A 14,433-nucleotide genomic window follows, 5' to 3' on the forward strand; every position below is an offset into this window, starting at 1 on the left:
GCGTTCGAAATGCGCAAGAACGGCTTCTTCTCGCTCGCTTATCACACGCTCTTCATCGCGTTCATGCTTGCGCCGCTCGTCGTCGTGGTGGCGGTCTCGTTCACGGGAAAAGGGTATATCTCGCTGCCGAGCGGCGGGCTTTCGCTGCGCTGGTTCAGGGCACTGGCGCAAGCCGACGACTTCATTACCGCATTCTGGCTTTCGATCCGCCTGGGCGCCGTTTCGGCCACCGTCGCCGTCGCGCTCGCCGTGCCGGCGGCGCTCGCGCTCACGCGCTACCGGTTCGCCGGGCGCGGCGCGTTGATGGGCTTCTTCCTCTCGCCGCTGATGATCCCGTACGTCGTGCTCGGCGTCGCGTTCCTGCGTTTCTTCACGATGGCGGGCTTGACCGGCTCGTTCTTCTGGCTCGCACTGATCCATGTCATCGTGGTCATGCCCTATGCGCTGCGCCTCGTGCTCGCCGCGGCAGCCGGGCTCGACCGCGACGGTGAGCGCGCGGCGCGCTCGCTCGGCGCCGGCCGGCTCACGGCTTTTCGCCGCGTGGTGCTGCCGATGCTGCTGCCCGGCGTGGCCGGCGGCTGGATTCTTTCCTTCATTCAGAGTTTCGACGAACTGACGATGACGATATTTGTCGCCACGCCGGGCACCACCACGCTGCCCGTCGCGATGTACAACGATATCGCTCAGAACATCGATCCTCTCGTGACTTCCATTTCCACCGTGCTAATCGTCGGCACGGTCCTGCTGATGATGGCGCTCGACCGCATCGTGGGGCTCGATCGCGTCCTGATCGGCAAAGGTTGAATGCTCGATGACAACAGTTGAACCCGATGTGATCGTGATCGGCGGTGGCCTCGTCGGCATGGCCATTTCATATGGCCTCGCGGGCAACGGCGCGCGCGTCGCGGTACTGGACGAAGGCGACGATGCATTTCGCGCCTCTCGCGGCAATTTCGGGCTCGTCTGGGTGCAAGGCAAAGGGTATGGCTTGCCCGAATATGCACGATGGACGATGAGCTCCGCCCGACTTTGGCCGCGGCTCGCGGCGGCGCTGAAGAAGGAATCGGGTGTCGACGTCGAACTCGAGCAGCCCGGCGGCTTTCACTTCGTTCATTCCCAGAGCGAGGCCATCGAACGCGAGACGCGGCTCGCCTGGCTGCGCGATCGGCTCGACGAGCCCTATCCGTTCGAAATGCTCGGCCACGACGCACTGAAAGCGCGGCTGCCCGCGATCGGCCCGGAGGTGTACGGCGCAAGCTACACGCCGATGGACGGTCATGTGAATCCGCTCAAGCTCTTGCGCGCGCTATACGGCGCGTGTGAAGCACGCGGTGTCCAGTGGTATCGCAATCAGCACGTCGATGACGTCGAGGCGACAGGCAGCGCGTTCGTCGTGCGCGGCGCCGGCCGCAGCTGGAAAGCCCCGAAGGTCGTGCTCGCGGCAGGACTCGGCAATGCGCGGCTCGCGCCTTCGCTCGGCCTTCATGCGCCCGTGCGGCCAAATCGCGGGCAGGTTCTCGTCGGCGAACGCGTGGCGCCGTTCCTCGACTACCCGACGACCTACGTGCGCCAGACCGACGAGGGGACGATCCAGCTCGGCGATTCGATGGAAGACGTCGGCTTCGACGATACGACGACGACGAGCGTGCTCGCGACGATCGCGCGGCGCGGCATCCGCAGCTTTCCCGTGCTCGAGGGCCTGCGCCTGGTGCGCGCTTGGAGCGCGCTGCGTGTGATGAGCCCCGATGGCTTTCCGATCTATCAGGAGTCCTCAACTTATCGTGGCGCTTTCGTCGCAACATGTCACAGCGGCGTCACGCTCGCCGCGGCGCACGCGCTGCGCCTCGCTCCCTGGATCGCCGGCGCCGAGGCGCCCGAGGAAATCGATGTCTTTGCGGGCGACCGCTTCTTGCATTCGGAATGGACCACCCATCATGCCCACTAGCAGCCTTTTCACCCGGCTCGCGCCGAACGGCGACGGCGTGCCACACGTCACGGTAGAGCTCGACGGCGCTCCGATCTCGGTGCCGTCGGGTTGCAGCGTCGCCGCGGCGCTCCTTGCAGCCGGTCTCGTACGCTTTCGCGGCACGCCCGTGAGCGGGGCGCCCCGGGCGCCCTATTGCATGATGGGCGTCTGCTTCGAGTGCCTGATGGAGATCGACGGCGAGCCGAACCGGCAGGCCTGTCTCATCGAAGTCCGCGACGGCATGCAAATTCGGACGCAGGAACGCGCACGCACGCTCTTTACCGTTGGGACGGAGGACGCGCATGGACAATCCTGAACTCGTCGATATCGCCATCGTCGGCGGCGGCCCGGCCGGCATGGCCGCCGCGACCCGAGCCGCGAAACTGGGCGCGTCGGTCGTGCTCCTCGATGAGCAAGCCGCGCCGGGCGGGCAAATCTATCGCGGCGTCGGCGGCGCGCCCGAGAAGCGCCTTGATATCCTCGGTCCCGACTATGCCGCGGGACGCATCATCGTCGAAGCGTTCCAGCGCTCGTCAGCGCGACATATCGGCAATGCGGCCGTCTGGCAGGTCACGCCGGAGCGAACCGTTCACTACCTTCGCGACGGTCGCGTCGGTTCGTTCAAGGCAAAACGCGTGATTCTCTGTACCGGTGCGATGGAGCGCCCGTTCCCCGTCCCAGGATGGACGCTGCCCGGCGTCTTGACGGTCGGTGCCGCGCAGATTCTGCTGAAGACCGCCGATACGGTTCCTGCCGAGCCCGTCGTGCTCGCCGGTTGCGGCCCCCTGCTCTATCTCCTCGGCTGGCAGTACGTTCGGGCCGGCGTGCCGGTGCGCGCGATCGTCGATACGACGGATGCGTCCGACAAGCGCCGGGCGCTCGGCCATCTCGGCGGAGCGCTCGCCGGCTGGCGCTATCTGAAGAAGGGACTCGCGATGATGCGCGCGCTGCGGCGCGCGGGTGTGCCGTTTCATGAAGGCGCCACGTCGCTTTCGATCGAGGGCGATGACGCCGTGCGGGCGATTCGTTTCGTCGACGCGCGCGGCCGTCAGCGCATCGAGACACCACTCGTGCTGCTGCATCAAGGCGTCGTGCCGAACACGCAGTTCACGTGGGCGCTGCGCGCAAAGCACCGCTGGGACGATGCGCAACTCTGCTTCGTGCCGCTCGCCGACGAATGGGGCGAACTCAGCGTGCCCGGCATTCAAGTCGCGGGCGATGGCGCGGGAATTGGCGGCGCGACTGCCGCGGCGCTCTTCGGCGAGCTCGCGGGGCTCGCCGCGGCCTGCGCCGTTGGACGGATCGACCAAGCCGAGCGCGACCGTCATGCGACGCCGGTTAGACGTCAACTCGCCGCGCATCTTCGGATACGCCCGTTCCTCGACGCTCTCTATCGTCCCAAGCAGCAAAACCGCGTTCCGTCCGACGACGTGCTCGTCTGCCGATGCGAGGAAGTCACGGCCGGAACGCTGCGCGATCATGTACGGCTCGGCTGCACGGGTCCCAATCAGGCAAAGTCGTTCGGCCGCTGCGGCATGGGCCCATGCCAGGGGCGCCTTTGCGGGCTGACGGTAACGGAGGTCATCGCCGAAGCGCGCGGTGTATCGCCAGCTGAAGTCGGCTACTACCGGATTCGGCCGCCCATCAAGCCGATCACGCTCGGCGAACTGGCGCGCGAGTCATGAGCCTCGCAAGCGCAAGCGCGAATCCGTCGCACTCGGGTGCCGATGTCGTCGTAATAGGCGGCGGCCTTCATGGACTCTCGAGTGCCGTGCATCTCGCGCGAGCGGGCGCTCGCGTGACCGTGCTCGAAGCCGAATATTGCGGACGTCACGCGTCGGGCGTGAACGCAGGCGGCGTGCGCACGCTCGGGCGCCACATCGCCGAAATCCCGCTCGCCCTGGAATCGCGCGCGCTCTGGCATCGATTGCCCGAGCTCGTCGACGATAGCGGCGGCTTCATGCCGAGCGGTCAATTGAAAGTTGCCGAGTCGGAAGCCGAGCTCGAGACACTGCGCGCACGCGTGGCCGATCTTCATCAGCGCGGCTTCACGCATGAAACGCTCGTCGATGCGGCGACCGTTCGAGATTTGCTGCCGGCCGTCGCGCCGCATGTCACCGGCGGCATCTGGGTGGCTGACGATGGTCACGCCCTGCCGTTTCGCACGGTCACGGCATTTCGTCGCGCGGCCGAGCGGCTCGGCGTCATCGTGCACGAAGACGCCCGCGTAACCGCGGTCGAGCGGATGGGCGAGCATTGGGCGATCGACGCGAAAAACGGTCGCTTCACCGCGGAATATGTGGTCAACGCAGCGGGCGCATGGGCCGGCGAATTCGCCCGCCAGATCGGCGAGCCCGTGCCCGAAGAACCCGTGGCGCTGCTGCTGACGATCACGCATCGCGTGCCACCTTTCTGCTCTCCCGTCGTCGGGGCAACGGGCCGGCCGCTGTCGTTCAAGCAGTTCGACAACGGAACGGTGCTCATCGGCGGCGGCGTGCGCGGCCGCGTCGACATGCCGTCGCGCGCGGGTGAGGTGGACTTCGCGCAGCTCGCATCGAACGCCCGCACGGCGCTCGACCTTTTTCCGCATTTGCGTGACGTCGGCATCAATCGCACGTGGGCCGGGATCGAAGGCTTCATGCCCGACGGTATCCCTGTGATCGGTCCGAGCCGGACCGCGCCGAAGGCCGTGCATGCATTCGGCTTTTCCGCGCACGGCTTCGAGCTGGGACCGGTGGTAGGACGGATCGTCGCGGAGTTGATCACGGCCGGCCGCAGTACGCTGCCGATCGAACCGTTCGCGATTGAGCGCTTCGTGCAGCGTGCCATCGCGCCTACCGTTCCCGTCGCGCATTGAGAAGGAGTCCTGATCGACTCCCGTGCGACGCGAATCATGCGCGACCGCTGCGCTTTGACGGCGTGGCGGCGGCGCAGACGTTTAGCGGTTAGCGCCGTCGTCGCGGGTTACGACGAAAGCGGCACGCGTTCAGGCTCGTCCGCCTCGAACCAATCGGGATTGCGCGCCGCGACCGGCCCCAGTGACACGAGGATTTCCCGCAAGTGCCGGCGCATCGCCTCCTCGGCCGCGACCGGGTCGTGCGCACGCAGACCGGCAAGAATCTTTGCATGCTGCCGAATCAGAAGATCGAGCGGCGACACATCGGCGAGGCTCAGGTACCGGACGCGATCCATTTGCGCCTTGATGTCCTGTATCGTTTCCCACGCGGCGATACAGTCGATCGATTGAGCGATCGAATAATGGAACGCCTCGTCGAGGGCAAGGAAGGCCGCCGTATCGTTGAGATTCGCCGCGAGCTTTTGCTCGCGAATGTTTTCGGCCAGCAGCTGCAGCTGCGCATGGGTGATCGATTCGGCCGCCTTGCGCACCACCGCCGTTTCGATGGCCTCACGAATGAAGCGGCCTTCTCTGACTTTTCTCGGCGAGATCTTCTTCACGAGCGTGCCGCGCTGAGGCAACACCTGCAGCACCCCCGCCTCCACGAGCTTGATGAACGCCTCGCGCACCGGCTGACGCGAGACATGGAACATCTCGGAGACTTCCTTTTCCGAGAGCGGCGTGCCCGGCGTCATCTGCCCGATGAAGATGGCCTGACGCAGCGCGCGGAAAATCTGCCTGCTGATCGGCTCGTGCGAGTCGAGTGAAACCTGGCTCGCCAGATCGGGCAGCGCGCTGCGTGTCGCGACGGCCGGGCCCACGCGCCGCCGGGCACGGGGGACGGAGACGCGCGACGGCGGCGCGTCGACGGAAACGACATCCGATTCGGGAGCGGCTTTCATGCGATTCGATGGCCCCGCGAGGGGCACTTCTGAAGATTGACGGTCGGCCATCCGACGGGCGTGGCCGGCCTTCACCATACTACCATGCCCCTTCTACGCTGACGGCCGCTCGCCGGGGTTCACGTATTCCGACGATCGAGCAGATGGCGCCGAGCACCGCCACGGCTCCAGCGAGGACGAATGCACTGCCATACGCGCCGTGCGTTGCTTCGACGATAAAGCCCGTGACAGCGGGGCCGATGACGCCCGCCAGGTTGGCCAGGAAGTGGACGAAGCCCCCCACGCCCCCGACATGCGCGCGCGGCACCGTGTCCTGGATGACGGCCCAGTAGATGGAGCCCGTCGCGTAGAGAAAAAAGATCGAAACGGACATCGATGCGACGGCTGCCTCCGCGCTCACGACGCGGCCGGCGAGCGCCACGCACGCTGCCGCGGCGCTGAGACAGACACCGAGCACGAGCTTGCGCGAGAAAAGCGGCCTGCCCGTGACGCGCAGTATCGCATCGGAGACGAAGCCGCCCGCCGCGAGGCCGACACTGCCGAAGAGCCAGGGCACGACCGTCGCGAAGCTCATGTCGCGCAGGCTCAGATGCTGAGCTTCGGTCAGGTAGGTCGGAAACCAGGATAGAAAGAAAAACAGCACATAGTTGTAAGCGAAGAACGCGAACGCCGTCGCGAGCACGAGCGGCTGCCGCAAAAGGCCGATGAGCGCCGGGCGCTCGCTGCCGGATGTCGACTGCCCGGCGTCACCCCCGGCTTGATCGGCGACGATCAACTCCCTTTCTTCGCGTGTGATGCGCGGATGGTCGTGCGGATGCTCGGTGGTCGTCGTGACCCACAGCACGAGCCACGCGAGGCCGAGCAGCATGATGCCGACGAATGCCCAGCGCCAGCCGAATCGCATTGCCAGGTAACCGACCACCGGCCCCGCCAGCGCACCGCCAAGCGGCGTTCCGGAACTGATGACACCGATTGCGCTCGCCACTTCCCGGCGTGGAAACCAGTTGTTGACCATCTTGCTGTTCGACGAACTGAACGGTCCCTCCCCCATACCGAACAGCACACGAAGAACGATGAGTGAGACGATCCCCGTGGCGAGCGCCGTTGCGCCGCAGAAAACCGACCAGACGCCCATCGCGGCACCGAATACCCGTTTCGCGCCGAGCTTGTCCGACAGCACGCCGCCAACGAAGTTGAAGACCGCATAGCCGAGGAAAAAACTGCTGAATACGATGCCCAGTTCGGCGTGGGAAAAATGAAGATCCTTCTGAATCAGCGGCGCGGCAATCGACAGCGCGGCGCGGTCGAGGTAATTGATGATGCCGGCCAGAAAAAACAGCGCGACGACGAACCAACGCTGGCTCCTGATCATGAACATGTCTCCTGAAGTTCGCCTCTTGACGGGCGTTGTACGAAAGAGAAAGCGCGTAGTGGGGCGTCCGTGCGCCACATCGCTCATTCGAAGCGCAGATGCACCTTCATCGATTGCGAGCGATCGTGGGCAATTTCGAAGGCACGGTTCGCTTCCGCAAGCGAGAAGGCGTGTGTCATCAGCGGACGCAAATCGATCCTGCCCGCCGCGATTTCCTCGGCTGCGATCGCGTACTCATCGGCGAAACGAAACGAGCCGACATAACGGATTTCCTTCGACATGACGAGATTCGCCGGCACAGGCGACGGGCCCGCCGGCAGGTTGCCGACCTGCACGACCGTACCGCCGGCGCGCACCGATCGCAACGCCGTATCGAGGCCGGCGGGACTGCCCGATGCTTCGATCGCGACGTCGAAGAATCCGCGCGCTTCGGCCCAGCGGCCGATTGCCGCGGTATCGGCCGCATTGACGACGTCGTCCGCGCCGACCTGGCGTGCCGTTCCGAGCGCATGGTCCGACAGATCGACGGCGACGATGCGATGCGCACCGGCGCGCCGCGCGACGGCGACGAGGAGACACCCGATCGGGCCGCAGCCGATCACGAGTACCCGCGCGCCGACGAGAGAACCGGCCTGCTTGACGGCATGCAGCGCGACCGCCACGGGCTCCGCCATCGAGGCCTGCGCGAAGTCGACGCTATCGGGCAGCGGCACGCACTGGGAAGCGGAAACCACGATCTGCTGACGAAACATGCCTTGCGTATGCGGAAACGTGGAGGCGCTGCCCATGAACCGCATGTCGAGACAGTGGTTCGACATGCCCGCGCGGCAATAGCGGCACACGCCGCAGGCAAGGCCCGGGTTCACCGCCACGCGCCGGCCCTTGACGAGACCCGTCACGCCTTCACCCGTGCAGTCAATTTCGCCGGCCGCCTCATGCCCGAGCACGAAAGGTTCGCGCACCGTGAAATCACCGCTTCGGCCTTTGAAGTAATAGGAGAGATCGGAGCCGCAGATGCCGCCCGCGCGCACACGCACGCGCACCTGCCCAGGCCCGGGCTCTGGCGGTTCGACGTCGTCGATTCGGATCAGCTTCGGTTCGTGAAGGACAGCGGCGAACATAGAGGACTCCTTACCAGTTCCAGAGCGTGCCGTCTTCGAGACGGGCAACGGGCAGATAGGCCGGCTCATAGGGATAGCGCGCGGCCAGCGCTTCGTCGATGTCCACTCCGTGCCCCGGCGCCTCGCCGGGATGCATCATGCCGTTCTCGAAGCGCCACGCATGTGGAAACACGTCGAGCGCCGCTTCGGGATAACCCATGTATTCCTGTATGCCAAAGTTCGGCACCCACAGATCGAAATGCAACGCCGCCCCCATGCAGACAGGCGACAGGTCCGACGGCCCGTGACACCCTGTTCGCACTTGATAGAGCGACGCAAAATCGGCCATGCGCCGCAAATGCGTAATGCCGCCTGCATGCGTGAGCGTCGCGCGCAAATAGTCGATCAACTGCTCTTCGATCAGTTGCTTGCAGTCCCAAATCGAATTGAATACTTCGCCCACCGCGATCGGCGTCACCGTATGCTCGCGAATCAGGCGGAAACCGGCCTGGTTCTCGGCAGGCGTCGGATCTTCGAGCCAGAAGAGACGGTACGGCTCGACCGATTTGCCAAGGCGCGCCGCTTCGATCGGCGTCAGTCGATGGTGAACGTCGTGCAGCAGATGCGTCTCGAAGCCGAATCGATCTCGCACGGCGTCGAAGAGCTTCGGAATGAAGTCCAGGTATTTCTCCGACGACCAACTTTCTTCATCGACGATCCCCTTCTTCGCGGGCTCGTACTTGTCCGAGCCTTTCGATACGCCATAGACCGAACGCATATTCGGCACGCCGCACTGAATGCGCACCGCCTTGTATCCCGCTTCGATATGCTGCGCATAGCGATCGAGCGCCTCGGGAATGTCACGCCCCGTTGCATGGCCATAGACCATCACAGCGTCGCGTGATGCTCCACCCAGCAGCTTGTAGAGCGGCAAGCCCGCTCTTTTGCCCATGATGTCCCAGAGGGCCATGTCGACCGCGGCGATCGCCGTCATCGTGACGGGCCCGCGGCGCCAGTAGGCGCCCTTGTAAAGGTATTGCCAGATGTCCTCGATGCGAGTCGCATCGCGCCCGATCAGCGTCGGCGAGACGTGATCGCGCAGGTACGAGGCGACCGCAAGCTCGCGTCCGTTGAGCGTGGCGTCGCCAATGCCGTACACGCCTTCGTCGGTCTCGATTTTCAGCGTGACAAAATTGCGGCCGGGACAGGTGACGATCACGTCCGCTCGAATGATCTTCATGTGCGCATCCTCGTTTGGATCGACCCATGCTACCATACAAGTATATCAACAGGAAGCTCTGAGAGGAATCATGAACCGATTCACGCCGCCCCGTCTCGCGCGCAGCGTTTTACCGGAGCTTCGCTCGCATCTGCTGTCGCCCGCCTGGCGCGAACCGCGCATCGGCATCGTTCACCTCGGCATCGGGAACTTCCATCGCGCGCATCAAGCGCTTTTCACCGAGGAGGCCATGATCGCCGCGGGCGGCGACTGGGGCATTTGCGGCGTCACGTTGCAGGGCGACGTCGCGAAACGCGATGCGCTCATGGCGCAGGATGGCCTTTACAGCATCGTCGAGCGGGGAATGGAAGGCGAGCGCGTGACGGTGGTGCGCGCGCTGCGCGAAGTCCTCGCCATGCCGCACGATCGCGCCGCGCTGTTCGCGCGCCTCGCCGACCCGCACGTCCGAATCGTTTCTCTGACCGTGACGGAAAAAGGTTACTGCCGAGACGCGAAAGCCGGCGACGCCGACTTCGGCCACCCCGGCGTCATGCATGATCTCGCCTACCCCGAAAGGCCCGTCACTGTGCCGGGCATTCTCACGGCCGCCTTGCGCATGCGACGCGACAGCGGCAATCCGCTTACCGTACTGTCGTGCGACAACCTCGCACACAATGGGGCCGCGCTGCGGCGCGTCGTCTGCTCTTTCGCACGGGCCGTCGACCCTGGCTTGGCGGACTGGATCGAAACGCATGTCGCGTTCCCCTCCACGATGGTCGACCGCATCGTGCCCGCGACAACCGCAGCCGATTTGGTCTCCGCGCGCGCGGCGCTGGGTTACGAGGATCGAGCCCCCGTCGCCTGTGAGCCGTTCCGCCAATGGGTCGTCGAGGACCACTTTCCGGCGGGCCGTCCGGCGTGGGACCGCGTAGGCGCGCAACTGGTCGGCGATGTGACGCCGTTCGAACTCGCGAAGCTCCGCATGCTCAATGCGACGCACTCGACCATCGCGTATTTGTCGATGCTCGCCGGCATCGAGACCGTCGACGCGGCCATCGCAAACCCTGACATGCATCGTCTCATTCACGCGCTGATGACCTCCGAAATCGCGCCGACGCTGAACGTGCCGCTATCGTTCGACCTTTTCGCCTATCGCGACGCGTTGCTCGAGCGCTATGCGAATCCCGCTCTCAAGCATCGCTGCGCGCAGATCGCGATGGACGGCAGCCAGAAAATTCCGCTACGGCTTCTCGGCACGCTTTCCAAGCGAATCGCGACGCGGCAATCGTTTTCGCGCCTCGCTTTCGCCGTTGCGGCATGGATGCAGTTTCTGCTTGGCCGCACCGACGCCGGCGTGCCTTACGAAATTCATGACCCGCTTGCCGACCGATTGCAATCGCTCGCGGCCTCGGCGGGCGGATCGCCCGACGCGCTGGTTCGGGTGCTGCTCGACGTTCACGAAGTGTTTCCGACCGAGCTGGCGCGCAGCGCGTCCTTGCGGCAGACGCTCGTCGAAGCGTTGCAAGCGCTTCGCAAAGGCACATTGCACGCGATCGCCGCATACGCATGAGTCAGGACCGCAGCGCCCTCGCCCCACCCGCCACCGCCGTCACGGCGATGATCAGCAGCCCATAGATGATTGCGCGCACGCCCGCTCCCGCACCGCTGGCGTTCAACAGCGCGTTCACGAGGAAGAGGAAACAGGCTGCGCCCCATACGCCGGTCGGGCTGGCGCGGCCACCTGATACTTGCGTGCCGCCGATCACGACCACAGCGACGGACAGCAGCATGTAGTCGGCGCCCATATCGAGCGTCGCTCCACCCGAAAAGCCCGCAAGCAGCAGCGCGCTGAGTGCCACCAGAACCGAGCAGGCGACATAAGTCGCGAAGCGCACGCGTTCGACGCGCACGCCGGCAAGATGCGCGGCCCGCCCGTTCTGCCCGACCGCCGACAAGCTGCGTCCTTGCACGAGCCTGAAGAGCACGATGCCTGTCGCGATCGTCAGTGCGAGCGCGACGAAGGCGAGCGTCGAGATGCCGAGCCAATGTCCGAGCGCGAAATTTTCCAACGCGGGGGGCGGCGCCGCGCTCCCGTGCCCGAGGCTGATCGCGATCGATTGAAGCACGAAGCTCGACGAGAGCGTCGCGATGATGGGTGGAATCCGCAGCAGGCGAATGAGCAGATAGTTGAACGACCCGACGGCGACGCCCGTCGCGACAGTGACTGCAACGCCGACAGGAATCGCCGCGTCGTTGCGCGCCATCACGTGCATCGCCACGCTGCCCGCGAGCGCGATCGTGGCCGGAATCGACAGATCGATGTTGCCTGGGCCGCTCGTCACGACGAGCATCTGCCCGAGACCGACGAGCACGCTGAAAACGACGAATGCGGACGCGGCCGACAACATGTTGCCGGCCGTCCGCGGACCGAATGCAAGCGAGGCGGCCAGGCCTACGAGCACGGCACCGCCGACCGACCAGAACCAAGGCCGCTCGCGAATGGCAAGCACGCTTTTCATCGGCGGCCTCGCTTGCGGCGGAATACGAGTCTCAACGAGAGAACGGCGATCAGAATGAGCCCCTGAAAACCGATCTGCCATTCCGGCGCAATCTGCAGAAATGCGAGGAACGACGAAGCGAGTGTGAGCGTGACCGCTCCTAGCACGGCTCCGATCACGGACACGCGTCCGCCGACGAACTCGCCGCCGCCGAGAATCACGCCGGCAACCGAGAGCAGCGTATAGCGCAAGGCGATGTTCGCGTCGGCCGAAGTGGTGAGACCGAGCAGCGCGAGCCCAGAGCAGATGCCAAGCATGCCCGCGCAGCCGAAGAGAATCGCCTTGGCACGCACGACCGACCACCCGCATCGACGCATCGCCTCGGGATTGCCGCCGACGCCGCGCAATGCGACGCCGGCTGGGGAGCGCATCAACAAGCAGTGGGCCACGAGCGCGATCGCGGCGCTCCAGATGAGCGGCGCGGGAACGTACGGCGCCTGCAGCCCCATCAGCGTCGAGAGCCAGACCGGGCTCGTGCCGCCCGGCGACGGCAGCAGCAAGACCGCGAGCCCGTTCCAGACGAAGGACAATCCCAGCGTCACGACCACCGATGAAATGCGCCGCGATTCCACCAGCGCACCGACGAGCGCGTAGAGCGCGACGCAACCCGCGAGCGCCGTCCAGCCGAGCCACGGAGAGCGATCGAGCAGCGTCGCGCCGATGCAGGTCACGAGGCTCACGAACGAGCCGATCGACAGATCGAGCTCGTTGGCGGTGATGACCGCTAGCTGCGCCAGCGTTGCGAAGACGATCGGCACACCGAGATTCAGCAACATCGACATCCCGAAGTAGCTGAGCGTGTTCGGCTGGACAACGAACATCGGAACCAACACCGCGGCGAGCGATACGGCCGGCAGCATGGCGCGCCGTTCCGCCCGACGCATACCGGCCCTCGCGAACCCCATCATGATCGCGCCTCCTCGAAACTCGCCGCGAGCAACGCCTGCTCCGTGCATTCGCTCGCGTCGAGCACGCGCGTGACATCACCGCCGCGAAAGACATAGACGCGCTCGCAGTACGCAAACTCGTCGTTCTCCGTCGTGTACCAGACGAACGTTCGCCCTTTCGCCGCTTCGGCTTGCAGCAGGCGATAAATTTCGAGCTTCGTCCCGATGTCGACACCGCGCGTCGGGTCGTCCATCAACACGAGCTCCGCATCCGAGGCGAGCGCACGCGCGAATAGCACCTTTTGCTGATTGCCGCCGCTCAATGCAAGGATGTTGTCGGTCGGCGCGGCGCCACGAATGTCGATTCGCTTTGCCCATCGATCGAAGAGATCGCGCAACGCTGCGCGATTGAGCCAGATTCGGCTGTCGCGGTTGTAGAGCGAGCGGATATCGAGGTTCTCGGCGATGGTCCAGTCGATGAACACGCCATCGGCGCGCCGGTCTCCGGCGACGAATGCGACGCGTATGTTCGAGCCGCGTTTGCGCGACTCGACGTAGATATCGTGCAGCGCGAGCGTCTGCCCTTGGCCCGCGAGGCCGGCGAGACCGACGATCGCTCCGCGGCGCGCTTCGATGACGGTGCGCCGTCGCGGGCCGACGTTCCAGCGAAAGGCCGACTCGCCGGCCTGCGACGTCTGCGCGCGCTGCGTCGTCGAAGCGGTCTCGTCCGTGAACTGCCCCATCGCGCGAATGATGGCTTCCTTTTGCAAATGAGCCGCATCGAGCGTCGAGACGACCTTGCCGTCGCGCATCACCATGACGCGATGCGCCGATCGGAGCATTTCCTCGAGCATATGCGTGATCAGGATGCAGGTCACGCCCGCCTGCGCGCAACGCCCGATGAATGCGAGCAATTGGTCCGCCGTATAGCGATCGAGACTCGACGTCGGCTCATCGAGTATGACGAGACGCACGGGCGCGTCGACCGATGCGAAGCCGCGCGCAATTTCGACCATCTGTTGTTGTGCGAGCGTGAGGTCGCCGACAACGTCGGTGCCGCGCAACCCATGCCCGGGAAAGATCGCATCGAGCTGATCTTCGATGATCGCGCGCGCCCGCCGCCGCCAGCCGAAGTGCCTCAATTGCGGATGCACGGCGCGCATATTTTCTTCGATCGTCAAGTTCGGGCAGAGCGAAAGCTCCTGGAAGACGCAGCGAATACCGATGGCGCGCGCCTCGCGCGCATCGAAGCCGCCGTCGAACCGCTGGCCGGCAACCTCGATCGTGCCGGCATCGGGACGTCGCGCCCCCGAAAGTACCGACATCAGCGTGGACTTGCCGGCGCCGTTGTGACCCGCCACGGCGACACATTCGCCGACGGCGAACTCGAAGTCGACGCGCTGGAGGGCACGCACCGGGCCAAACGTCACGTCGACGCCGCGCACGCAAAGTAACGGAATGGGGGGAGGCGCCTCGCGCGCCGCGGAAAGGGCCGCGGTTTCGGAATGGCTCATCGGATCGGCAATTCGCCCG

At 65.3% G+C, this 14,433-nt stretch carries 13 protein-coding genes; 6 read left to right on the forward strand and 7 right to left on the reverse strand.

Annotated features, from left to right (window positions below; genetic code table 11):
- The first annotated feature begins 9 nt into the window (after positions 1–9).
- Genes B0G57_RS17260 through B0G57_RS17280 form a run of 5 tightly spaced genes read left to right on the forward strand, consistent with a single transcriptional unit; the run spans position 10 to position 4,823 of the window.
- The gene (locus B0G57_RS17260; protein ID WP_026230304.1) at positions 10–804 is read left to right on the forward strand and encodes an ABC transporter permease; all 795 of its coding nucleotides are present in this window, start codon (positions 10–12) and stop codon (positions 802–804) included.
- A 7-nt stretch (positions 805–811) separates the two neighbouring features.
- Positions 812–1,945, forward strand: coding sequence for an NAD(P)/FAD-dependent oxidoreductase (locus B0G57_RS17265; RefSeq protein WP_018444101.1), 1,134 nt, complete (start codon positions 812–814; stop codon positions 1,943–1,945).
- A complete protein-coding gene (locus tag B0G57_RS17270; protein ID WP_018444100.1) occupies positions 1,935–2,282 on the forward strand; it encodes a (2Fe-2S)-binding protein in 348 nt (115 codons plus the stop codon). Before B0G57_RS17265 ends, B0G57_RS17270 begins: the two co-directional genes overlap by 11 nt.
- Positions 2,269–3,651, forward strand: a complete 1,383-nt coding sequence (locus tag B0G57_RS17275) for an FAD/NAD(P)-dependent oxidoreductase (RefSeq protein ID WP_018444099.1) — start codon at positions 2,269–2,271, stop codon at positions 3,649–3,651. Before B0G57_RS17270 ends, B0G57_RS17275 begins: the two co-directional genes overlap by 14 nt.
- Complete coding sequence (locus B0G57_RS17280) at positions 3,648–4,823, forward strand: NAD(P)/FAD-dependent oxidoreductase (protein ID WP_018444098.1); 1,176 nt, start codon at positions 3,648–3,650, stop codon at positions 4,821–4,823. Before B0G57_RS17275 ends, B0G57_RS17280 begins: the two co-directional genes overlap by 4 nt.
- Positions 4,824–4,930: 107 nt before the next feature.
- Here the strand turns inward: B0G57_RS17280 and B0G57_RS17285 are convergent, their stop codons facing one another.
- The 4 genes from B0G57_RS17285 to manD form a co-directional block, all read right to left on the reverse strand.
- Entirely contained in the window at positions 4,931–5,764 is an 834-nt protein-coding gene (locus B0G57_RS17285; RefSeq protein ID WP_018444097.1) for a GntR family transcriptional regulator, read from the reverse strand.
- A gap of 79 nt (positions 5,765–5,843) precedes the next feature.
- Entirely contained in the window at positions 5,844–7,136 is a 1,293-nt protein-coding gene (locus B0G57_RS17290) for an MFS transporter (protein WP_026230302.1), read from the reverse strand.
- Between the two features lie 83 nt (positions 7,137–7,219).
- A complete protein-coding gene (locus tag B0G57_RS17295) occupies positions 7,220–8,257 on the reverse strand; it encodes an L-idonate 5-dehydrogenase (RefSeq protein WP_018444095.1) in 1,038 nt (345 codons plus the stop codon).
- Positions 8,258–8,267: 10 nt separating this feature from the next.
- Positions 8,268–9,476 carry a D-mannonate dehydratase ManD gene (manD, locus tag B0G57_RS17300; RefSeq protein ID WP_020566584.1) on the reverse strand — a complete coding sequence of 403 codons (1,209 nt, stop codon included), beginning with the start codon at positions 9,474–9,476 and terminating at the stop codon, positions 8,268–8,270.
- Positions 9,477–9,546: 70 nt separating this feature from the next.
- On the opposite strand from manD, the gene B0G57_RS17305 reads away from it, so the two are divergent.
- Positions 9,547–11,025 carry a mannitol dehydrogenase family protein gene (locus B0G57_RS17305; protein ID WP_018444093.1) on the forward strand — a complete coding sequence of 493 codons (1,479 nt, stop codon included), beginning with the start codon at positions 9,547–9,549 and terminating at the stop codon, positions 11,023–11,025.
- A 1-nt stretch (position 11,026) separates the two neighbouring features.
- On the opposite strand, the gene B0G57_RS17310 is transcribed toward B0G57_RS17305, so the two are convergent.
- The 3 genes from B0G57_RS17310 to B0G57_RS17320 are packed head-to-tail and all read right to left on the reverse strand — an operon-like array spanning position 11,027 to position 14,414.
- The gene (locus B0G57_RS17310; RefSeq protein WP_018444092.1) at positions 11,027–11,974 is read right to left on the reverse strand and encodes an ABC transporter permease; all 948 of its coding nucleotides are present in this window, start codon (positions 11,972–11,974) and stop codon (positions 11,027–11,029) included.
- Complete coding sequence (locus B0G57_RS17315; RefSeq protein WP_018444091.1) at positions 11,971–12,918, reverse strand: ABC transporter permease; 948 nt, start codon at positions 12,916–12,918, stop codon at positions 11,971–11,973. Before B0G57_RS17315 ends, B0G57_RS17310 begins: the two co-directional genes overlap by 4 nt.
- Positions 12,918–14,414 carry an ATP-binding cassette domain-containing protein gene (locus B0G57_RS17320; RefSeq protein WP_018444090.1) on the reverse strand — a complete coding sequence of 499 codons (1,497 nt, stop codon included), beginning with the start codon at positions 14,412–14,414 and terminating at the stop codon, positions 12,918–12,920. The genes B0G57_RS17315 and B0G57_RS17320 overlap by 1 nt, the downstream gene beginning before the upstream one ends.
- Positions 14,415–14,433: the final 19 nt, after the last annotated feature.

Source organism: Trinickia symbiotica, assembly GCF_002934455.1.
GTDB classification, from domain to species: Bacteria; Pseudomonadota; Gammaproteobacteria; order Burkholderiales; family Burkholderiaceae; genus Trinickia; species Trinickia symbiotica.